Here is a 20040-nt window from a genome sequence, read left to right on the forward strand (position 1 = left end):
AATTTACTGAACCGTAGACAGACGGCGAAACAATATAAACCGCTTAATAGATTTCACCCCGTTTCTGTCTCGTACAACCGCCGACCGCCCCGCGGCCCTCTCGACGAACAACTGCCGCCACTTCGATGCCCACTCGATGCCAATGACCGACGAGTTGCCAGCCGACATCGACCTTGCAGACCCCCAGTACTATCTCAACCGCGAGCTGAGCGAACTGGAGTTCCAGTCGCGCGTGCTCAACGAAGCCCTCGACGACCGGAACCCGCTTCTCGAACGAGTCCGATTTCTCTCTATCTTCACGAAGAACCTAGACGAGTTCTTCATGAAGCGCGTCGGCGGGTTGAAACAGCAGATAGACGCCGGTGTGACGGAGCGGACGACCGACGGCCGGACGCCCCGCGAGCAGTGGGAGGAGGCCATCGACAAGGCCCGGCCCATGTTCGAGCGACAGGCCGAGTGCTACCGCGAGGAGATTCGCCCGGCGCTCGCCGACGCGGGAATCCGCATCTGCGACTACGACGACCTGACGCCCGACCAGCGGGCGGAGATGCGCGACTACTTCGAGCTCTCGGTGTTGCCGACGCTCACGCCGCTGTCGTTCGACCCGGCGCACCCGTTCCCGTTCATCTCGAACCTCTCGCTGTCGCTCGCGGTCGTCACCCGCGACGACGACGGCGACCAGACGTTCACGCGCGTGAAGATTCCGCAGAACCGCCCGCGCCTCGTGGAGGTCGAGACCGACGGCGACGAGGTTCGGTACGTCCTCCTTGAGGAGGTCATCCGCGCCAACCTCGACCTGCTGTTCCCGAACGTCGAGGTCGTCGACACCGCGGTGTTCAAACTGACGCGGAACGCCGAAGTCCGCCGCAACGAGGAGGTCGCGGAGGACCTCATCGACATGATAGAGGAGGTGCTCGAACAGCGCCGCTTCGCCACCGTGGTCCGCCTCGAAATCGAGGCCGACGCGCCCGAGGCCGCGCGGGACCTCCTCGTCGAGCAGTTGGACCTCGACGACCGCGAGGTGTTCGAACTCCGCGGGCCGCTCGACTACCGCGAACTGATGGACCTCACGGACCTCGACCGGCCGGACCTCTCGCTGGAGTCGTGGACGCCGCAGTCGCACCCGCGATTTTCGGACCTCGACGCGACGGACGCGGGAATCGGTCCGGGCGCGTCGGCCAGCGAGGCTGCCGCCGAAGACGGCGACACCATCTTCGACGAGATTCGCCGCAAGGACGTGCTGTTGCACCACCCGTACCACTCGTTCGGCGACACCGTCCAGGAGTTCCTCGACGAGGCCGCCAACGACCCCAACGTGTTGGCAATCAAGGCCGCCATCTACCGGACGGCCTCGGACTCGAAAATCATCGAGGCGCTCATCGACGCCGCCGACAACGGCAAGCAGGTCGCGGCGATGGTCGAACTCAAAGCGCGGTTCGACGAGCAGAACAACCTCGAATGGGTCCGTCGCCTCGAAGAGGAGGGCATCCACGTCGCCTACGGTACCATCGGCCTGAAGACGCACACGAAGACGGCGCTCGTCGTCCGCGAGGAGGAAGACGGCGTCCGCCTCTACTCTCACGTCGCCACCGGAAACTACCACTCCGGGACCGCGAAGGGTTACGTCGACCTCGGCGTCCTCACCGCCGACCGCGACATCGGACAGGACCTCGTGAAGGTGTTCAACTTCTTCACCGGCCCCTCGTTGGACGAGGAGTTCCGAAAGCTCCTCATCGCGCCCGTGACGATGCGAAACGAGTTCACGAAGTGCATCCGCCGGGAGGCCGAACACGCTCGCGCCGGCCGCGACGCCCGCATCGTCGCCAAGATGAACGCCCTCGAAGACCCGGGCATCGTCGAGGAACTGTACGAGGCCTCGATGGCCGGGGTCGACATCGACCTGCTCGTCCGCGACATCTGTCGGCTCCGCCCCGGTCTGGAGGGCGTCTCGGAGACCGTCACAGTTCGGAGCGTCGTGGACCGCTTCCTCGAACACTCCCGCATCTTCTACTTCGAGAACGCGGGCGACCCGGACTACTACATCGGCTCCGCCGACTGGATGACCCGCAACCTCGACAAGCGCGTGGAAGCCATCGCGCCCGTCGAGGACCCAGACATCCGCGAGCAGTTGCGGTTCATCCTCGAACTCGGCTTCGCGGACAACCGGAAGGCGTGGGAGATGCACGCCGACGGCACCTACGACCAGCGCGACCCGGGCGACGGCCACGAGATTAGCATGCAGAAGATTCTGATGGAACAGACGCTCGCGGCGTCGAACACGCCCGGTGTCCACCGCGGCATCTCGGCGTCACACCCCGACGTTCCCGAGACGCTCCTCGTGGAGTCCCACCCGTCCGTGATGGCTCCCCGAGACGGGGCGGCGACTGCGGATGCGAACGAGGGTGAGGGCGAGGATGAGACTGAGGCCGAAGCCGGGGACGAGAGCGACACCGAAGCCGCAACCGAATCTGCAACCGAACCTGCCGCCGACGCCGCCACCGACCCCGTCGTCGCGGCGGGCACGGGCGCGCCGAAGAACGGCGACCCGCAGCACGTCCTCGACGACTTCCCCGAGAAGTGGTACGTGCCGAGCAGTCGGCACTACGAGTACGCGGTTCGGACGCCGGACGGCGACCGCGACTACCGGAAGACGGCCGAGGCGGCCGCGCGACTGGTCGAGAAGTACTACGTCGAGCAGTCGGAGTAATCGCAATCGCCCTCGCGGGCGACGCGGCGTTCGGTGTCCTGTTTTCGAGACGCTCCGAGGCGACGCCTCAGAACGTGCTGAGTTCGCCTTCGATGGTCCGACGGGTGATGTCGGTCACGTTGGCGAGTTCGCGGTCGATGATGGCGACGACCTCGTCTTCGATGTCGGCGACGGTGACGCCCTCGTCCGTGATAACCTTCGCGTCGGCGACGTGCGGTTCGTCGATGGGGCGACCGATCTGCGAGAGCAGGCGGACCTGCAGGTCGCGGATGCCGTCGACCTCGGCGACGACCGTCTCGGCGATGTGGGTCGAAAGCAGGTTGTAAATCTTCCCGATGTGGTTGACGGGGTTCTTGCCGGAGGTCGCTTCCATGCTCATCGGGCGGTTCGGCGTGATGAGGCCGTTGGCGCGGTTGCCGCGGCCGACGGAGCCGTCGTCGCCCTGCTCGGCGGACGTGCCGGTCGTCGTGAGGTAGATGGAGCCCTCCTCGTAGTCGTCGGCGGTGTTGACCTCGACGTTGACCTCGCGGTCGGTGTAGTCGGTGGCGAGGTCGGTGACGAACTCGCGGACGTTGTCGACGGCGGCGACGTAGTCGTCGATGTCCTCGATGTACTGGTCGACCATCGCGGCGGCGACGGTCACGTCGATGACGTCACCCTCGCGCTTGCCCATGAGCTTGATGTCCTGTCCGAGCTCGGGGTGGTCGTCGCCGTAGGCCGCGCCGTTGAGGGCGCGCTCGGCTTCGAGGACGATGCGCTCCGTCTCGGTCAGGGGGGCGTGGCCGACGCCGAAACTCGTGTCGTTGGCCATCGGGACCTGCTGGGTCTCCTCGCCGAACACGTCTTGGAGGTCGCCGGAGCCCTCGCCGAGTTTCACGTCGACGATGATGTCCGTGCCCACGTCGAGTCCGGGAATGTTCTCGTTGAGGTACTCGCGGGCGGCCCGGAGCGCCGTCGAATCGACGGGAATCTTCTCGCCGTCGTACTCCTTCGTGGCGCGGCCGACGATGAGGAGATAGATGGGCTCGATGACCTCGCCGCCGCCGAAGGCGGGCGCGGCCGTGCCGGCGACGAGTTGCGTCTCGTCGGTGTTGTAGTGAAGCACCTTGCCGACGCGGTCGAGATAGAGGTTCGAGAGGGCGCGGGAGACGCTCTCGGCGATGCCGTCGGAGATGGAGTCAGGGTGACCGATTCCCTTTCGCTCGACGATTTCGACCTCCTGGTCCTCGACCGCGCGCTTGTCGGCGGATTCGAGGCGGATATTTCGGTCGCTCATTGGCGGGACGTACCCGGCGGGCGGTTCTATAACTTGCGGAAACCTTTGGCCACCCTCGTATTACCTGAGAGTATGCTCGGGCAGTATCTGCCGAGAGAAGAGACGCCTGCGGGAGCCGACGAACCGACTACTCCTCGGGCGCGCCCAGCAACATCCCGAGGTAGGAGGTCCGAATCTGGTTGCCGGGGTCGAGACCGAGGTCCCGGAGAACGGCGAACGCCCCTTCGCGGGCGTCGTCGACGCCGGATTCGACCTCGACTTCGACCTCCACGAACTCGCCGAGCCCCGACACCGAGTCGAGCGAGACGGTGTAGCCGTCGAGGGCGAACCGCTCGCGGTCTTTCTCGACGGTCGCGGCGGGTTCGAAGCCGACCGCTTCGCAGATATCGTCCATCGTCTCGCCGTCTTCGACGCCCGTCTCGTACTCTCGGCGGGTTTTCGACGACTCGTCCACGAGCGGTCCCTTGTAGGTGACGACGGTCTCCTCGTCGGCGAGGTCGCCGCCCTCGTAGCGCGACTCGCGCCGGAGTCGGAGCGCCTCGTCGGTCTCGGCGAAGTCCCTGTGCGGGGCGTCGTAGTAGGTGTCCGTCTGGGCGACGCGGTTGACCTGTTCGGCTTCGGTCGCGTCGAGTCGCTCGCGAACCGCGTCGTGGTCCGCGCGGACCTTGACCTCGACTTCGTACATGCTTCGACGGGCGCGTCCGGGAGGCAAAAACGTCGGTGTCTCGCGCCGGCGACCCCTCAGTATCGAGGTATTTGTTACCTTTTATCATGCAAGACTGCGTAGTACGACGAGAGTATGAGCCAAGAGACGCCGAACCCGGCCACCGCGGTAGAACAGCAAGTCGGCGAGGCCGCCGACTACGAAATCACGGGTAACGTCATCCTCACCGCGATGGCGAGCGGGTTCGTCGGGACGGTGTTGATGCTGCCCGTCCTCGTCGGCATCCCCGAACTGCTCGGTCTCTTCACGACCGAGCCGATTACGCGATTCGCCGGGATGGCGGCGTTCTTCGGTTACGAACCGACGCTCGCTCTCGGGGCCTTCCTCTTCGGCATCGGCGGTGTCATCGTCCTCCCGGTGACGTTCGTCGTCGTTGGGGCGTTCCTCCCGCCGGAGTCGCCGAAGTACCTCCGCGGCGTGTCGTTCGCGACGCTCTACTGGGTGGGGTTCGTCCCGGCGTTCTGGCCAGCAGCCGACGCGTTCGTCATCCTCTCGTTCCTCGTGTTCTCGCTTCTGGCCCACTGGGTGTACGGCCTGTCGCTCGGCTACCTGCTCGACCTGTTCGCGGACATCCCGCAACACGAGGTCTGACCGGGCGTCGCCGCCGGTCGGGTCGCCGTCTGTCGTCGTCCGCGACCCCGACCGCCGTCCGTTCTGTTCTCTCTTTTTCGCCGAGCGACCGGAAACGCCCGTTCGAGGCCGGTCACTGCCGACTTCTCCGAAACAATAATCATCACGAACGTTAATTATACTATCTGGGTGGTGTTATCAATGGTCACGGAACTCGTACCGGCGGCCGCGTTCCCGCTCCAGTCGGGGTTGGTCCCGCGGGGGACGCGCACGTTCGTCTTCGAAAGCATCTTCGAGGTGTTCCTGCTCTTGGGGACGCTCGTCGGGGTCGTCGTCGTGGGGTACATGCTCTACAACGCGTACAAGTATCGCTCCGGCTCCGGAAACGGTCACATCGACGACGAGGAGCGCCTCGTCCTCGGGGAACTCCCGTCGGGGAGCGGGGGCGGGCGAAAACTGTTCACCTCGTTTTTCATGAGCATGATAATCGTCGTCTCGCTGGTCTCGTGGACGTATCTGACGCTCCTGTACGTCGAAGAGGGCCCCTCCGACGCCGAGTCGCTCGACGTCGAGGTCGAGGGCTACCAGTTCGGCTGGCGCTTTACCTATCCGAACGGCCACACCACCGACGGCGTGCTCCGGGTCCCCGCCGACCAGCCCGTCCAACTGACGATTACCACCGCGGACGTGTTCCACAACTTCGGCATCACGGAGTTACGCGTCAAGTCCGACGCCATCCCCGGCCAGGAGACGGAGACGTGGTTCACCGCCGACGAACCGGGGACGTACACCGCGCAGTGTTACGAACTCTGCGGGGCCGGCCACTCCTACATGTCCGCCGAGGTCATCGTGATGCCGCCCGACGAGTACGAAGCGTGGTACGCGAACACGACCGCGGATAACACGGACGCGGACAGCGCGACCGCGAACGAGTCGAGCCTCCGACCGGCGGTGGCACCATGACCGACGCGTCTCCCGAGCGGGACGCCGCGGCCGACGGCGGCCACGAGGTCGCACACGACGACCACGGCCACGACTTCCCCGGCACGGGGAGCATCAAGCGCTGGTTCGTCACGACGAACCACAAGGACGTGGGCATCCTCTACATCGTCACGTCGCTTTTCTTCCTCGTGCTCGGCGGCGTCCTCGCGTGGCTGATGCGAATCCAACTGCTCGCTCCGCGGGCGCTCGGCGAGGGGATTCTCGCGCCCGTCGCGTACAACCAAGCCGTCTCGGCTCACGGGCTGTTGATGGTGTTCTGGTTCCTCTCGCCGTTCGCGTTCGGCTTCGCCAACTACGTCGTCCCGCTCCAACTCGGCGCGAAGGACCTCGCGTTCCCGCGGCTCAACGCGCTGTCGTACTGGCTCTATCTCTTTTCGGGCATCCTGTTCGGCGTCTCGTTCTTCCAAGGGGGGACGTTCTCCGGCGGGTGGACGATGTACGCCCCGCTGAGCGTCCCGACGTTCACGCCGGACGTGGGGGCGTCGACGGCCGTGTTGGCGCTCGTGTTGTTCGTCGCCTCGGTCACCGTCTCGTCGGTCAACTTCCTGACGACGATGCACCGGATGCGCGCCGAGGGACTGACGCTCCGAAACGTCCCGCTGTTTAGCTGGACAATTCTCCTGACGGCGTGGATGATGCTGTTCGCCTTCGCGGCGCTTCTGGCGGCGCTTCTGGTGCTCTCGTCGGACCGCCTGCTCGGGACGACCTACTTCGCCATGGAGTCGCCGGCGGGGGCGCTTCTGTGGACGCACCTGTTTTGGTTCTTCGGCCACCCCGAGGTGTACATCGTCTTCTTCCCGGCGCTCGGCGTCATGGCCGAGGTGTTCCAGACGTTCACCGGCCGCCGCATCGTCGGCCGCAAGTGGTTCATCATCGCGATGGTGCTCGTCGCCATCCAGAGCTTCGCCGTCTGGATGCATCACATGTTCCTGACGAGCATCAACCTGCAGGTGAAGACGCTGTTCATGATTACCACCATCGGCATCTCGCTGCCGTTCGACCTGATGGTGTTCGCGCTCATCTACACGATGCTGAAGGGGAAGATTCGCTTCACGACGCCGTTCCTGTTCGTCTTCGGGGCACTCCTGTTGTTCATCATCGGTGGCATCACCGGCGTCTTCCTCGGCGCGGTCGTCCTCGACTACGAGTTCCGCGGCACCTACTGGGTCGTCGCCCACTTCCACTACGTGATGGTCGGCGGGGTGACGGCGCTCGTCGGCGGCCTCTACTACTGGTTCCCGAAGATGACCGGCCGGATGTACGACGAGTTCCTCGGCAAACTCCACTTCGCCGTCTACTTCGTCGGCTTCAACCTGCTGTACTTCCCGCTTTTCGTCGCGTGGGAGACGCCGCGCCGCGTGTTCGACTACGCGCCCGAACTCGCGCCGTGGCACCAGCTCGCTACGGTCGGTGGGTTCGTCCTCGGACTGTCGTTCCTCATCATGTTCTACAACCTGTTCAAGAGCGCCTTCGTCGGCGAACCCGCGCCCGACAACCCGTGGGAGTACGCGACCTCGGCCGAGTGGGCCGTCTCGTCGCCGCCGCCGCTGGAGAACTTCGACGGGACGCCGACCTATCGAAACGGACACCTCGAATTCCTCGATACCGGCGAAGTCGCGCTGACCGAGGACCGGGCTGGCGGGCCGACCGGCGCGGCCGTCTCCGATGGCGGCGTCACCGCGTCGGCGACGACGGCGGTCACGGCGGACGCGGAACTGCCGACCGCCGAAGCGACCGAAGTCGAGGGGCCGAGTCACGCGAGTATCTGGCCGTTCGTCCTCTCCGCCGGCGCGTTCCTCGTCCTCCTCGGCCTCTCGCCGCTTCAGGACGCCGCGTTCCCCGAGGGGATGGTCGGGGCGGCCTACGCGACCACGACGGTCGCGGGCGGCGTCGTCACCCTCGGGTCGCTCGTCGCCATGGGGCTCGAACCGTTCCACGGGCCAGTCTTCGAGGAGGGCGAGGCGTGGCCCTTCGCCGGCATCGACAACGGCAAGGTCGGGATGTGGATATTCCTCGCGTCCGACGTGGTGCTGTTCGGGGGCTTCCTCGGAGCCTACGTGTTCACCCGGGTCGCCTTCGGTTGGACCGGCTGGGAGCCGATTCCGTCCGACCCGATTCCGGGGCTCGTGAACACCTACATCCTGCTCACGAGCAGTTTCACGGTCGTGCTCGCGCTCGTCGCGGCCGAGAAGCAACACAAGTGGGGTCTCGTGACGAGCCTCGGGGCCACGTTCATCCTCGGCATCGGCTTCCTCGTCAACAAGGGGTTGGAGTGGCAGCACCTGTTCCACGAGGGGCTGTGGCTCTCGACGAACGTCCGCGCCTCGACGTTCTTCCTCACGACCGGCCTGCACGCCGCCCACGTCATCGCGGGGCTCGTTATCGCACTGTACCTGACCGCGCGCGCCTGGCGGGGCGCGTATCTCGAAGACAGCCGCTCGGTGGAGTACTTCGGCCTCTACTGGCACTTCGTCGACATCGTCTGGCTGTTCCTGTTCCCGCTGTTCTACATCCTGTGAGGTGACAGAAATGGTATCAACGAAACTCTATACGGCGATTTACGTGGTGTTGTTCGTCTCGGCGACCATCCAAGTGCTGGTCGAGTTCGCCGGGCTGAGTTACTGGCTGGCCTTCGGCGTCATCATGGTTCTGTCGGCCGCGAAGGCGGTGCTGGTCGCGGCGTACTTCCAGCACCTCCGGTTCGAGCCGCGGTCGCTGACGTATCTGGTCGGCATCGGCCTCGCGGCCGCGCTGGCGCTCACGCTCGCGGCATCGTACTCGCTCCTCTGACCGTGCGAGCCGACTCCCATCCCCGCTGGCGCTCCCGCGAAACCCTCGTCGCGGTCGGCTACGCTCTGCTGTTTTCGGTCCCCGTCGGCGTCGGCGTGACCGCCATGATGACCCGCGTCACCCCCGGCAGGCTCACCGACCCGCTCGTCGTCGGCCCCGGTCTCGTGCTCGCGGTGGCCGTCTTCGCGCTCGTCGTCGCCGCCGCGACGACCGGCGAGAACGCGACGTAGTCGGCCGTCCTTCCTCCACTCCACGCTCCTTCCACCCCGTTTTCGCACGTACCTTCTTTGACTTTGGCGTGGTAGCAGTACACATGAATAGAACAACCGTCGCCCTCGCGGCCGCCTTCGGAGCAGTCGTCCTCGGACTCGCGGTGCTCCTCCTCTCGGAAGCCGTCGGTGCGAGCGAATCGTTCGTCGTGGTGGGCGGCGTCGTCGCGCTGGCCGGCGTCGGCGTCCTCACCGGCGTCGTGATGCGCCTGCCGGACCCCGGCGAAGGCGAACACGGCGGCGACCACGCCTGACCGCGCCGCCCGCGCCCCTCTCACAGGCTAAAACCGACGACCGCGAGCAGGAACAGCGCCGTGAAGACCATCCCGAGTGCGCCCGCGACCTTCAGGTGATAGACGAATAGGTCCTCGTCCTCTGCCTCGACCGCGGCCTCGTACGCCGCGGTTTCGCTGTCACTCAACTCCTCGTGGGCGTCGCCGACGTGGAGGTTTCGGAGCCGTTCCCGTCGAAACGGGCGGTCGCAGTACGGACACGTCGCGGCCGCGGTCTCGCCGTCAAGGACGGCGGTCTCGGGGACGAAGACCGAGTCTTCGCGACCCACTCCACGACTCGCTTTGCGACTCACCCCGCGACACCCCCGACCGTCGGTTGGGCGACGACCCACAGGCTCGCCATCGTGTAGCAGACCGTGACGGCGACGAAGGGGTACTCGCTCCGGAGCGGTTGCAGGCGACCCGGAAAGAGGTCGAACGCGCGGGCGTGGGCGACCCACACCGAAAGCAGGTGGCCGAGGACGACGAACGCCAACTGGAGGCCGCCGAACCACGCCGGAACGACCAGCACCGAGGGATTCGCGGGCGGCGACAGCGGCGAGGCCGCGACCGCGACCAGCGCGGGCGCGAGTCCGACGACGTAGCCGAGGAAGTGCGCGAGATGGTAGCCGGCGGCGATGGGGACCAACGCGGGCGCGAACCAACCGGCGACGAAGCCGACGGTCACGTACGTATCGGCGGTTCGGCGGGCGACTCGCGCGGCCAGTCGGTAGCCGCCGAGGAAGAGGAGGTAGCCCGCGACGATTCCGGTGAGGTTCACGAGCCACGTGGGGGCCGGAGCCGCGACGTCGAGGACTCGGCTCCACGCGACGGTGACGACGAGGCCGTCGAACGTCGTCACCCAGAGGAGCGCGACGACGAACGCCACGTCGTCGGCTCCCAGCCGTTCGCGGGTACGCGCCAGCCCCGCGCCGGGAACCGAAATCGAGAGGCCGTCGTCGTCGCCCCGCTGGACTGGGGCGAGGAGGCCGTACAGCCGGAACACCCGAGCGACGGGGTCGGCTCGGCGGAACCACGCGTCGCCGTAGACGACCGCGCCGCCGACGGTGCCGAGGCTGTACGCGACGACCACGACCGCGAGCGCCCGCGGGTCCGCCGCGAGCGGGCTGACGACTTCCAGCCAGACGAGTCCGAGCAGGCCGACGACGCTCGGCCACGACCCGAGCCGGTCGGGGTAGGGCCGCGACAGCCTCTCTGCCACCGCGAACCGCCCCCGAAGCGCCACGCCGAGCGTCCGCCACGGGTTCACCAGCGGCCACGCGTTCCCGACGAGGTAGGTGACCATCGTGAATCCCGCCCACCAGCCGACCCAGACGAGCAGGACGCCGAGGTTGGCGATGCCGACGGGCGGCCCGAACAGCCCGAAGGCGACGACGAGGACGAGCGCGGCGACGCCGAGTAGTCTGAACGCGGCTTCCGCGGTTGCGACGCCCCCGGCGAGTCCTCCGATTCGGACGCCGGCGCGCCCGAAGGCGTCGAGCGTCTCGTCGTCCGTGACGAACGCCGACAGCAGGAACGAGACGCAGACGACGCCGCCGCCGGAGACGACGACGAGCCAGAACGGGGCCGGAACCGAGCGGAGCGACCCGGCCAGCGAGCCGGCGTGCGCGAGCACCGGAGCCGAAAAGATGAGCGACGCGACCGCCAGCGCGACTGTACAGACGGCACCGCGTCGAGCCGCGGCGCGGACCCCGGAGTCGTCGCGCTCGCTCATCGTCGCGCCCGCTCCGCAAGCGGCGGTCCGAACGCGAGCAGAGCCACGGCGGCGACGAACACCAGCGTCGAGATGTCGACCGAGAGCGCTTGGAGCGCGCTCACGACGCCGGTGCCGCCCGCCGCGCCCGCGATGAGACCACCGACGAGCGGGAAGGTACAGCCGACGCACGAGGCAAGCCCGAGCGCTCCGGAGAGCGCACTCTTTGTGGCGTCGAGGACGGCGGCGTAGACGAGGTACGCGAGCGCGAGGTAGCCGGCGACGCGGTACGGGACGAACGTCGCGGAGACGGCTTCGCCGGCGTAGCCGACCCGCGGCCCCCACCCCGGCGCGGCGAGCGAGAACTGCCAGCCGGTCGAGTGGTGCGTGGCGGCGTGCCCGTGAGTCCCACCGAGGAGCGCGGCGAGGTCAACGGACACCAACCCGGCCAGCGACGCGAGGACGAAGAAGTACGCGCCAGCGACCACGCCGGCGACGAGTCGCGCCCGACCGCTCGCCTGCGGCGGGTCGGTCCAGAGGACTGCCGCCGCGCCGACGGTTATCCAGACGAACGGGTAGAACAGGTACCGGACGCTCTCGACGCGCTCCGGCGCGGCGGAGAGGTACGCCCCGACGGCGAGCGCCTCGACCCAGCAGAGCGCCGCGAGCCACCACAGTCGCGGCGCGTGCCGGGGGTCGAGTCGCCCCGCGTACGAGGTCGCCATCTCAGAGGAGGCCCACCAACCTGAGGGCGACGCCGACGACGAACAGCAGGCCGAGCACCCACGACCCGAGGAGCGCCGCCTGCGAGCGTTCCAGTCCGCGCCCCCGCGCGGCGTGATACGTCCCGTAGAAGAGGTACGCGACGACGACGGTGAGCGTCCCGGCGATGAGCACCGGGCCGGCTGCGTTCGTCACGTCTTCGGGGATGGCGCTTCCGCCGACGAACAGCACCGCCACCGCGCCGAAGCCGAGCGCCGCGAGGACGAAGACGAGCGACAGCACCGTCGGGTCGTCGGCCCACTGGCGGGCGGCGCTGTCGCTCGCGCTGCCCGCCGAACCCCCGCCTGTCGGAGTCGGAACGCTCGAGACCGTGTAGTGTCGCCAGCCGCGGCCGGTCAGAAACACGGTGAGCGCCAGCAGTACGACGCCGAGAACGAACCCGAGGAACAAGCCAGTCTGTGCCATGTGAACACGCCTCGTTTTCTATAACTATTGACAATGATATAAGCGATTCGACCCACAGCGGCCCTCGGGGTCGAGTTCCCGGGCGTCGGCCGCCTCGAACGCGTCGCGGCAGCGAAACGTGATTCTTAAGGGTCGCACGAGTCACGTAGCGTGTATGAGCGACGAACAGCAGGCGGAGGCCGAGCAGGTCGATGAAGAGGTCGAGTCCGGTATTCAGGACGGCGACTTCGTCCGCCTCGCGTACACGGTGCGAACGATCGAGGACGGCGACGTCGTCGACACGACGGACAAAGAAGTGGCCGAAGAGGCCGAGATCGACGTCGAGGGCTACGAGTTCGAGCCCCGCGTCGTCATCGTCGGTGCCGGCCACGTCTTCCCCGAGGTCGACGAGGCTCTCATCGGTGCCGAGGCTGGCGACGAGGGTACCGTCGAGATTCCGGCGGCCGACGCCTTCGGCGAGTACGACGAGGACGAGGTGCGCACGGTCAGCGCCAACAAGATCGACGAGGACGACCGCTACCCCGGCGCACAGGTCACCATCGACGGCGACCAGGGTCGTCTGGAGACCATCATCGGCGGTCGCGCCCGCGTCAACTTCAACCACCCCCTCGCCGGCGAGGACCTCGAATACGAGTACGAAGTGCTCGAACTCGTCGACGACCGCGAGGAGCAGGCCTCCGGTCTCCTCGGCATGTACCTCCAGCAGGCCCCTGAAGTCTGGATTCAGACGGACGAGGTCGAAGAGGAGCAGGTCGTCGAGTCCGACGACGACGAGGATGAAGACGCCGAGCCCGAGACGGAGACCGTCACCGTCGAGAAGGACACGCTCTACATCGAGGCGACGCCCCAGATGACGATGAACCAGCAGTGGATGTTCTCCAAGCAGCAGATCGCGCAGGACATCATGCAGCGGCTGGACATCGACCGCGTCATCGTGCAGGAGACCATCGAGGGCGGCATGGGCGGCATGGGCGGCCTCGGCGGTATGATGGGCGGCGCGGGCGGCGCCGACATCGAAGAGGCAATCGAGGACGTCGACATCGACGCCGACGAACTCGCCGCGGAACTCGACGCCGACGAAGAGTAAGCGAGTCCGCCGCCCTCGCCGTCCCGGCGAATCGGCGGCTTCTTGACACTCGCCTTCCGACCGCCTCGTAGCTATGGCTTCGTCAGACGACGCCGCGACGGCCGAGTTCCGCGACCTCACAGACGTGAAAGTCGCGCTCGTCGCCGGGCTCTGCACCGTCGCATTGACGCTCTCGCTCAAGTACGGCGCCGGAATCGAGGTGCCGTTCGTCTACCGACTCTCCCCGCTCGCACCGTACTTCGCCTACGTCTTTTCCCGCGGCGCGGCGCTGTCCGCCCGGACGTGGATGGCGCTCATCGCGGCCGTCACGCTCGGCACGTTCGGCTTCTTCGCGTTCTGAGCGGCTGCTCGGGCTCGATCAGGCGATGTCGCGGCTGGTGTCGACGGTGACGCGCTCCGCGAGCCGGAGCTTGATGGTCTCGTCGAGCGCCCGTCCGCCGCGGAACTTGGGGACTGCGAGCCGATTGACGATTTCCGAGCCGTCTATCTTCGTGTCGAGGTCGAACACCACGTCGGCCATGTGCTCGGTCAGGTCGCGGTTGTCCGGAACGCTCTCGCCTTTCAGCCCGTGGAGGACGGTCAGCCCCTGGGTGTTGACCATGTGCGTCTGGAGGTCGTTGAGGAACTTCCGATAGCGAGCGCCCTCGCTCCGTTCGAGTACGTCAACCACGTCGATGACGAGGTTCGCGCCCTCTGGGAGGTCGCGGACCAGACTGCTCGCCGTGTCGAGCGGCGCGTCGCCGCCCACGTCGCGGACGGTGGGGCTCCCGGTCGGGCCGGGATTCCGTTCCAGCGCGTCGGTGACGGCCTGTTCCGAGCGAATCGTCGTCAGCCACAGCGTCCCTCGGGTGGTCGTGAGCTCGTGTAAGAACAGCTCCGACTGGCTGGCCGGGTCGGCGGCGAGGAGGACGATGCTCCCCGCGGGAATGCCCCCGCCGAGTTGGCGGTCGAGCACGTCGATTCCCGTCGCCAGTCGAGACATGCTCGTGTGTTAGGGGGTCGCTCATATTACTTCTTCCCCGGTATCTTGTCGGCGATTCGACGGTACGCGGCCCGAACTGTCGGACGAGTGAGGACTGGCGACGACTCCTCCGGAACGGTCCCGAGCACCGGCGCGCCCACGAGGTCGGACACCGCCTCGGGGGCCATTCGTGAACGTGAGATGATACATCCGACGACCGGAGTACCGAGCGCCCGCGCCATCGCGGCCGTCTTGGCGGCGTCGCGGAGCGCCGGCGCGCACAGCGGCGACACGACGACCACGGCGTCGGCGACGCGGAGCGGGACGGCGGCATCGGGCCCAGCGCCCGCGGGGCAGTCGACGACCGCGCGCCGGCCGTCGGCCGCGGCGGTCCGAAGCCACCGCTCGAAGGCGTCGTCGTCGGTGCCGGCGGGTGCCGGAAGCACGGAGACGGTCGGGTCGGTCGGATGCGCTCGGACCGACGGCTCGCCCGCGGGACCGTCCGCGGCGGTGTCGCCCGGGCGTTCCACGCCGGCCATCGCGTGGAGGTTCGGCATGTCCCTGTCGGCGTCGACGGCGAGCACCGGGCCGTCGAGCGCGCTCGCCAGTCCGAGGGTCGTGGTGGTCTTTCCGCTGCCGCCCTTGCCGCCCGCGATTGCCAACATAGCCGGGGTTGCCCCCGGCTTGGTACTTGAACCTGCGGCGAAAACGAGTCGCGTCGAGCCGAGTTCAGTCGTTACAGCAACCGCCGGCCTCGCCGCCGAAGTCGACCGAAAGCGGCTCCGAGATGGCCTCGTTAATCTTCTCTAACTCACCGACGAGTTCGGCCTGCGCGAGGAGATACTCCTCCATGACGGGTTCGGAGTGAAGCTCCTCCTGTGCCGCCTGGACTTTCTGGAGCCCTTCTTGGGTCGCTTCGCCCATCTGACGGGCCACGTTGAACTCCTCGCGGAGCTGGTTGAACTCCGTGATGAGTTCCTGCACGTCGTCGTCGGCTTCGACGGCGGCCTTCGCCTCCTCGTAGGCTTCGTACTTCGGATGGTCGGCGATGGCTTCGCCGAGTTCGCGCCCGAGTTCTTCGAGCCGCGTCGTCTGCGTGCTCATAGCCGCGCGTTGGGGTGCGAGCGGTTTCAACCTGCCGAACGGGGAAGGAGAGACGTCGAGCGGTCGCCCCCGCTGAGGGTTCAGACGCGGGCTTCGACGAACGCGACCACGTCCTGCAGTTCGTCCGGGCTGACGCCGTGGGGCGCGCCGTAGAGATTTGCGGTCACGTCAGCGCCGAGGTCGCGGAGGCGCTCGGCGGCGCGTTCGACCCGCGAGGACGGGATGATTTGGTCCATCGACCCGCCGCCGACGAACACCGGCTTGCCGGCGATGCCGTCGGGGTCGAGGTCGGCGTGGGAGTCCGCGAGGTAGCCGTGGAGCGCGACGACCCACGCGTAGTCGTCGGGGTCGTCGAGGAGGAGCGACAGGCTGGTAATCGCACCCTGACTGAAGCCGAGGAGGCCGATTCGGTCGGGGTCGATGTCGTACGCCTCGACCGCGCCGGCGATGGCCTCGCGGACGAGGTTCCGCGAGCGCTCGAACTGCTCCGCGTGGGGTTGGCTCTGGTGGAGGCCGCCCTCCGAGAGGTCGAGTTCGTACCACGTGTAGCCGCCCTGCAGGCGGTCGGGCGCGCGGAGGCTCACGACGTGGACGTGGTCGGGGAACTCCTGTGCGATAGACAGGAGGTCCTGTTCGTTCGAGCCGCGGCCGTGGAGCAGCACGACGGCGGGAGCCGGTCCGTCGCCCGGTTCCGACGGTTCGACGTGGACGTGTTCGAGGGGGATGTCAGACATGGACGGCGGTAAGCCGCCGCGAGTCTTGAATCCCCGAGTGACAACGGGGTAACCGGGTGACGCCGCCGTCGACGCCGCGGTTCGCTTCGGCGTGCGTGCGGGTGTGTGACGCCCATTCGTGGGGAAGCGCGGTGGTTAAACGGCTCCGTCCGTAACGATGGGGCAATGAGCCAGGACGCCTCCTCGGAGGGAGACCTTCGAAACACCGGGATGTCGCTGAAGCACGACCGGGAGTGGGACTACGAACTCGAACGAATCGTCGAAGCCGTCAACGAACGCGACGCCAAGCGCGTCGGCCTCCAGTTCCCCGAGGGACTGAAGCGCCGCGGCCCGGCCGTCGCCGACGACCTCCGACAGCTCTGTGATGACGACGTGACGTTCATGCTCTCCGGCCAGCCGTGTTACGGCGCGTGTGACCTCGACACCTACCTCATGCGGCGGACCGACGTGTTCGTCCACTTCGGCCACTCGCCGATGAAGGAGTCGGACAAAATCATCTACGTCCCGCTGTTCTCCAACGTCGACCCGTTCCCCATCATGGAGGACGCACTCGACGACATCGAGGGCGACGAGGTCGGCCTCGTCACCACCGCCCAGCACATGAACCGCTTCGAGGACATGTGCGACTGGCTCGAAGAGCGCGGCTACACCGTCCAGACCCGCAAGGGCGACGACCGCCTCACCTACGAGGGACAGGTCCTCGGCTGCAACTACGCCTCCGCGGACATCCCGGCGGACGACGTGCTCTACGTCGGCGGCGGCAAGTTCCACCCGCTCGGCCTCGCGATGGAACACCCCGACAAGAACGTCGTCATCGCCGACCCCGTCAACAACGTCGTCACCATCGCCGACACGCGGAAGTTCATGAAACAGCGCTACGCCTCGGTCCACAAGGCGATGGACGCCGAGAAGTGGGGCGTCATCTTCTGTACGAAAATCGGCCAGGGTCGCATGGAAATCGCCGAGAAGATTCTGGAGGACAACGAGAACGCCTACCTCATCACGATGGACGAGGTGACGCCCGACCGGCTCCGGAACTTCGACATGGACGCGTTCGTCAACACCGGCTGCCCGCGCATCACGACCGACGACGGCCCGCGGTTCCACAAGCCGATGCTGACGCCGCAGGAGTACCGCATCGCCGTCGGCGACGAGCCTCTCGACTCCCTCGAGTTCGACACGTTCCACGGCACCTGGTAGCCCGAGACGCTCCACGACAGCCGGTACCCCGAGACCCCCGGTGAGCGCCCCCGGCCGCCACCAGCGCGTCGCTCTCGCGACGCCGCCGCGGGTCGCGTCCTGTCTCGCTTCTCTCGTCGCGCCTCGTTTCTGACGTATTCGACTTCCTGACAGTCCATCCAGAATACCTATACGAGTCGCCATTCGACGGACACGTATGGTCCCTCCACGAACACGAACTGCTCTCCTGAGTCTGCTCGGCGTCCTCGCCCTCGCGGGAACCGCCGCCGCGCAGAACTTCGAATCCGCACAGCAGCTTTCGCCGGTGTTTCGCGCCGGCGGGAGCTTCCTCATCGACCTCGTCGTCGGCGGCATCCTCGTCGCCGCGGCCCCGGCGTACACCAGAGACGCCATCGCCGAGATTCGAGACGACCCCGGCGGGTCGTTCCTCTGGGGCCTCGGCGTCGGCATCGGCGGCCTCATCGTCCTCGTCCTCCTCGCAATCACCATCATCGGCCTCCTCGTGGCGATTCCGGGGTTCCTCGCGTTCATCCTCCTCGGCATCGTCGGCGGTGCGCTTGCGACCGTCCTCCTCGGCTCGCTCGTGACCGGCGTCGCCGCCGGCGGGTCGCCCTCGCTGGGCGTCTCGCTCGTCGTCGGCGCGCTCGTCGCGGCGGTCCTGTCGCTCGTCCCCATCCTCGGCGGCGTCATCCTGTTCGTCGTCGACACCCTCGGACTCGGCGTCGTCGGCCGCAACCTCGTCCGCTCGTGGACCTGACGCCGCGCCGGCGCTTCTGACAGGCGGCTCTCAGGAGCCACCACAACATTCAGGGTACCGGTAGCGAATGGGTCAGACAGATGTCGACGACCCACCTCTCCGTCCTCGGACTCGACGTGCAGCGGGTCGTCACCCCGCTCGAAGCAGGCGACATCGACGCCGACCGGGTTCGTCTGGTCCGCGACGAGGCCGACCCCGAGCAGGGTCGCGACCCGGACGACTGCGCGCCCGGCGCGCCACGAGCGAGCGCACACGCCGCGAAAACCGTCAGCGAACGGCTCGCCGGCCGGGGGACGGTCGACGAAGCACGGCTCCCCTTCACCGGCTCTTTCGAGGAACTGTACGCCGCGACGACCGACTTACTCCGCGAGGCCGCCGCGGACGGCGACGTGCGGGTGAACCTCGCCGGCGCGCCCCCGCAGGTTGCCGCCGCCTTCTACGCCGCGCGAACCGCCCTCGTCGACGGCGGCGAACTCGACCGCGAGACCGTCTCGCTTCTGACCATTCCCGCGACCGACCGACCCGACCTCGCCGCCATCGACGACCTCCGGACCCTCGTCTCAGACGTCGAGGCCGCGTCCGACGCGTTCGCCGAGTTCCGCCGCATCGCCGACGGCCCCGCGGCCGCCGCCGTCGCCCGACCGCTCCGAATCGCCCTGTCGGACCTGCGAGACGCGCTCGCCGAGGCCAGCGGCGAGTCCCGACGGTCACGTCCGAACTCCCGCGCCGGCCGAACCGCGGGCGCTCGCGGGGCGCGCTCTAGCGGTGACTCGCCGCTCGGCGCGATGAGTTCCTACGTCGGGCGCGCCCGCGAGCAACTCGCGGACCTCGTCGAGTCCGAGGCACCCCGTCCTGCCCCCGAGGACACGCGCGACCCGAACGCGGTGCTCGATGCGCTCGACGCGTGGCTCGACGACGAGAGCCGTCTGCTCGCGTCGGTCGAGGAGGACCCCCACGAACTGGTCGACCGCTTCCGAACGAGCTGTGAGGCGCGCTTCGGGAAGTTCGAAGACCGGGCGACCATCGAGCTGTTCGCGTCGCTCGACCGCTTCGAGGCGTATCTCGACGCCTATCTCGACGCCCGGTCGCAACTCTCGGCCGCCGCCGGCCCGGTCGCCGAGCGGACGACTGAACTCACGGACCGAGCCGCCGCGGCCGCGACGAGCCTCTCCGAACTCGACGAGGCCGGCCCCGCGACGGGCGACTCGGCCCTCGAACTCGACGGGCACGCGCTCTCGCCGCTGGGCGACCTCGAAGCGGCGGTGCTGTCGGTCCTCGCCACGGGGCCGCCGCGCTCTCGCCCGCGGACGCGCCGCGCCGTCGCCGCCGAACTCCGCGAGCGCGCCGAACACCACGGTATCGTCGCCGGCGCGCGCGACGAGGAGACGTGGTCGGCCTTCGATTCGTTCTGCGTGGGCGTCGCTCGCGATAGCGTGACCGGCGACCGATTCGAAAAGCGGCTCTCGAACGCGCTCGCCCCGCGGCTCGACGTGGCCGTCGAGGGACTCACCGCGAACGGGTTCGTCACGACGCGCGAGCGGGAACGCGGCCGAGACGCGCTCGAACCCACGGACGCGGGCCGGCTCTGGACGTCGACGACCGACTGGGAGACGTTCCGAGAGACCGTCGTCGACGACCTGCTCCGCGACTGCGTCGAACGCGACGGGAGCGTCGCGGGCGCGTAG

The 20040-nt window shown here is 67.7% G+C and carries 22 protein-coding genes; 12 read left to right on the forward strand and 10 right to left on the reverse strand.

Annotated elements, in window-relative coordinates:
• The first annotated feature begins 142 nt into the window (after positions 1–142).
• Positions 143–2707, forward strand: a complete 2565-nt coding sequence (gene ppk1, locus C5B90_RS18195; RefSeq protein ID WP_115883367.1) for a polyphosphate kinase 1 — start codon at positions 143–145, stop codon at positions 2705–2707.
• 67 nt (positions 2708–2774) lie between these two features.
• On the opposite strand, the gene C5B90_RS18200 is transcribed toward ppk1, so the two are convergent.
• Complete coding sequence (locus C5B90_RS18200) at positions 2775–3983, reverse strand: methionine adenosyltransferase (RefSeq protein ID WP_115883368.1); 1209 nt, start codon at positions 3981–3983, stop codon at positions 2775–2777.
• Positions 3984–4110: 127 nt separating this feature from the next.
• The gene (cyaB, locus tag C5B90_RS18205) at positions 4111–4668 is read right to left on the reverse strand and encodes a class IV adenylate cyclase (protein ID WP_115883369.1); all 558 of its coding nucleotides are present in this window, start codon (positions 4666–4668) and stop codon (positions 4111–4113) included.
• A gap of 114 nt (positions 4669–4782) precedes the next feature.
• On the opposite strand from cyaB, the gene C5B90_RS18210 reads away from it, so the two are divergent.
• From C5B90_RS18210 to C5B90_RS18235, 6 genes are all read left to right on the forward strand, one after another.
• Positions 4783–5298, forward strand: a complete 516-nt coding sequence (locus C5B90_RS18210; RefSeq protein WP_115883370.1) for a DUF6789 family protein — start codon at positions 4783–4785, stop codon at positions 5296–5298.
• Between the two features lie 180 nt (positions 5299–5478).
• A complete protein-coding gene (coxB, locus tag C5B90_RS18215) occupies positions 5479–6240 on the forward strand; it encodes a cytochrome c oxidase subunit II (RefSeq protein ID WP_115883371.1) in 762 nt (253 codons plus the stop codon).
• A complete protein-coding gene (locus tag C5B90_RS18220) occupies positions 6237–8798 on the forward strand; it encodes a cbb3-type cytochrome c oxidase subunit I (protein ID WP_115883372.1) in 2562 nt (853 codons plus the stop codon). Before coxB ends, C5B90_RS18220 begins: the two co-directional genes overlap by 4 nt.
• 10 nt (positions 8799–8808) lie before the next feature.
• Positions 8809–9069, forward strand: a complete 261-nt coding sequence (locus C5B90_RS18225; protein WP_115883373.1) for a cytochrome C oxidase subunit IV family protein — start codon at positions 8809–8811, stop codon at positions 9067–9069.
• Positions 9066–9299, forward strand: coding sequence for a hypothetical protein (locus C5B90_RS18230; protein WP_115883374.1), 234 nt, complete (start codon positions 9066–9068; stop codon positions 9297–9299). Before C5B90_RS18225 ends, C5B90_RS18230 begins: the two co-directional genes overlap by 4 nt.
• Before the next feature lie 83 nt (positions 9300–9382).
• Positions 9383–9592 (forward strand): hypothetical protein, encoded by a 210-nt coding sequence (locus C5B90_RS18235; RefSeq protein ID WP_115883375.1) that lies wholly within the window; start codon positions 9383–9385, stop codon positions 9590–9592.
• Positions 9593–9612: 20 nt separating this feature from the next.
• Here the strand turns inward: C5B90_RS18235 and C5B90_RS18240 are convergent, their stop codons facing one another.
• The 4 genes from C5B90_RS18240 to C5B90_RS18255 are packed head-to-tail and all read right to left on the reverse strand — an operon-like array spanning position 9613 to position 12512.
• Positions 9613–9900, reverse strand: a complete 288-nt coding sequence (locus C5B90_RS18240) for a hypothetical protein (protein WP_115883376.1) — start codon at positions 9898–9900, stop codon at positions 9613–9615.
• Positions 9901–9920: 20 nt separating this feature from the next.
• The gene (locus C5B90_RS18245) at positions 9921–11345 is read right to left on the reverse strand and encodes a hypothetical protein (protein ID WP_115883377.1); all 1425 of its coding nucleotides are present in this window, start codon (positions 11343–11345) and stop codon (positions 9921–9923) included.
• Complete coding sequence (locus tag C5B90_RS18250) at positions 11342–12049, reverse strand: hypothetical protein (RefSeq protein ID WP_115883378.1); 708 nt, start codon at positions 12047–12049, stop codon at positions 11342–11344. Before C5B90_RS18250 ends, C5B90_RS18245 begins: the two co-directional genes overlap by 4 nt.
• A gap of 1 nt (position 12050) precedes the next feature.
• A complete protein-coding gene (locus C5B90_RS18255; RefSeq protein WP_115883379.1) occupies positions 12051–12512 on the reverse strand; it encodes a hypothetical protein in 462 nt (153 codons plus the stop codon).
• Positions 12513–12666: 154 nt separating this feature from the next.
• On the opposite strand from C5B90_RS18255, the gene C5B90_RS18260 reads away from it, so the two are divergent.
• Positions 12667–13599 (forward strand): peptidylprolyl isomerase, encoded by a 933-nt coding sequence (locus C5B90_RS18260; RefSeq protein WP_115883380.1) that lies wholly within the window; start codon positions 12667–12669, stop codon positions 13597–13599.
• A 73-nt stretch (positions 13600–13672) separates the two neighbouring features.
• The gene (locus tag C5B90_RS18265) at positions 13673–13939 is read left to right on the forward strand and encodes a hypothetical protein (protein WP_058567936.1); all 267 of its coding nucleotides are present in this window, start codon (positions 13673–13675) and stop codon (positions 13937–13939) included.
• A gap of 18 nt (positions 13940–13957) precedes the next feature.
• Here the strand turns inward: C5B90_RS18265 and C5B90_RS18270 are convergent, their stop codons facing one another.
• The 4 genes from C5B90_RS18270 to C5B90_RS18285 all read right to left on the reverse strand — a co-directional run bounded on the left by C5B90_RS18270 (position 13958) and on the right by C5B90_RS18285 (position 16398).
• On the reverse strand, positions 13958–14581 hold the full coding sequence (locus tag C5B90_RS18270; protein ID WP_115883381.1) for a transcriptional regulator: 624 nt from the start codon (positions 14579–14581) through the stop codon (positions 13958–13960).
• Positions 14582–14607: 26 nt separating this feature from the next.
• Complete coding sequence (locus C5B90_RS18275) at positions 14608–15225, reverse strand: CDP-4-keto-6-deoxy-D-glucose-3-dehydrase (protein WP_115883382.1); 618 nt, start codon at positions 15223–15225, stop codon at positions 14608–14610.
• Positions 15226–15289: 64 nt separating this feature from the next.
• The gene (locus C5B90_RS18280) at positions 15290–15664 is read right to left on the reverse strand and encodes a YlbF family regulator (RefSeq protein WP_058567703.1); all 375 of its coding nucleotides are present in this window, start codon (positions 15662–15664) and stop codon (positions 15290–15292) included.
• A gap of 80 nt (positions 15665–15744) precedes the next feature.
• Entirely contained in the window at positions 15745–16398 is a 654-nt protein-coding gene (locus tag C5B90_RS18285) for an alpha/beta hydrolase (RefSeq protein WP_115883383.1), read from the reverse strand.
• Positions 16399–16563: 165 nt separating this feature from the next.
• On the opposite strand from C5B90_RS18285, the gene dph2 reads away from it, so the two are divergent.
• The 3 genes from dph2 to C5B90_RS18300 all read left to right on the forward strand — a co-directional run bounded on the left by dph2 (position 16564) and on the right by C5B90_RS18300 (position 20040).
• Positions 16564–17598, forward strand: coding sequence for a diphthamide biosynthesis enzyme Dph2 (gene dph2, locus C5B90_RS18290; protein ID WP_115883384.1), 1035 nt, complete (start codon positions 16564–16566; stop codon positions 17596–17598).
• Positions 17599–17794: 196 nt separating this feature from the next.
• Entirely contained in the window at positions 17795–18355 is a 561-nt protein-coding gene (locus C5B90_RS18295) for a hypothetical protein (RefSeq protein WP_115883385.1), read from the forward strand.
• 80 nt (positions 18356–18435) lie between these two features.
• On the forward strand, positions 18436–20040 hold the full coding sequence (locus C5B90_RS18300) for a hypothetical protein (protein ID WP_115883386.1): 1605 nt from the start codon (positions 18436–18438) through the stop codon (positions 20038–20040).

Origin of the sequence: Haloferax sp. Atlit-12N, assembly GCF_003383095.1 — an archaeon.
Lineage (GTDB): Archaea > Halobacteriota > Halobacteria > Halobacteriales > Haloferacaceae > Haloferax.

Excerpts from the sequence above, each read along its gene's own strand:
- ppk1 (WP_115883367.1), top strand. The coding sequence starts at position 143 with ATGACCGACGAGTTGCCAGCCGACATCGACCTTGCAGACCCCCAGTAC.
- C5B90_RS18200 (WP_115883368.1), bottom strand. The coding sequence starts at position 3,983 with ATGAGCGACCGAAATATCCGCCTCGAATCCGCCGACAAGCGCGCGGTC.
- cyaB (WP_115883369.1), bottom strand. The coding sequence starts at position 4,668 with ATGTACGAAGTCGAGGTCAAGGTCCGCGCGGACCACGACGCGGTTCGC.
- C5B90_RS18210 (WP_115883370.1), top strand. The coding sequence starts at position 4,783 with ATGAGCCAAGAGACGCCGAACCCGGCCACCGCGGTAGAACAGCAAGTC.
- coxB (WP_115883371.1), top strand. The coding sequence starts at position 5,479 with ATGGTCACGGAACTCGTACCGGCGGCCGCGTTCCCGCTCCAGTCGGGG.
- C5B90_RS18220 (WP_115883372.1), top strand. The coding sequence starts at position 6,237 with ATGACCGACGCGTCTCCCGAGCGGGACGCCGCGGCCGACGGCGGCCAC.
- C5B90_RS18225 (WP_115883373.1), top strand. The coding sequence starts at position 8,809 with ATGGTATCAACGAAACTCTATACGGCGATTTACGTGGTGTTGTTCGTC.
- C5B90_RS18235 (WP_115883375.1), top strand. The coding sequence starts at position 9,383 with ATGAATAGAACAACCGTCGCCCTCGCGGCCGCCTTCGGAGCAGTCGTC.
- C5B90_RS18245 (WP_115883377.1), bottom strand. The coding sequence starts at position 11,345 with ATGAGCGAGCGCGACGACTCCGGGGTCCGCGCCGCGGCTCGACGCGGT.
- C5B90_RS18250 (WP_115883378.1), bottom strand. The coding sequence starts at position 12,049 with ATGGCGACCTCGTACGCGGGGCGACTCGACCCCCGGCACGCGCCGCGA.
- C5B90_RS18255 (WP_115883379.1), bottom strand. The coding sequence starts at position 12,512 with ATGGCACAGACTGGCTTGTTCCTCGGGTTCGTTCTCGGCGTCGTACTG.
- C5B90_RS18260 (WP_115883380.1), top strand. The coding sequence starts at position 12,667 with ATGAGCGACGAACAGCAGGCGGAGGCCGAGCAGGTCGATGAAGAGGTC.
- C5B90_RS18265 (WP_058567936.1), top strand. The coding sequence starts at position 13,673 with ATGGCTTCGTCAGACGACGCCGCGACGGCCGAGTTCCGCGACCTCACA.
- C5B90_RS18270 (WP_115883381.1), bottom strand. The coding sequence starts at position 14,581 with ATGTCTCGACTGGCGACGGGAATCGACGTGCTCGACCGCCAACTCGGC.
- C5B90_RS18275 (WP_115883382.1), bottom strand. The coding sequence starts at position 15,225 with ATGTTGGCAATCGCGGGCGGCAAGGGCGGCAGCGGAAAGACCACCACG.
- C5B90_RS18280 (WP_058567703.1), bottom strand. The coding sequence starts at position 15,664 with ATGAGCACGCAGACGACGCGGCTCGAAGAACTCGGGCGCGAACTCGGC.
- C5B90_RS18285 (WP_115883383.1), bottom strand. The coding sequence starts at position 16,398 with ATGTCTGACATCCCCCTCGAACACGTCCACGTCGAACCGTCGGAACCG.
- dph2 (WP_115883384.1), top strand. The coding sequence starts at position 16,564 with ATGAGCCAGGACGCCTCCTCGGAGGGAGACCTTCGAAACACCGGGATG.
- C5B90_RS18295 (WP_115883385.1), top strand. The coding sequence starts at position 17,795 with ATGGTCCCTCCACGAACACGAACTGCTCTCCTGAGTCTGCTCGGCGTC.
- C5B90_RS18300 (WP_115883386.1), top strand. The coding sequence starts at position 18,436 with ATGTCGACGACCCACCTCTCCGTCCTCGGACTCGACGTGCAGCGGGTC.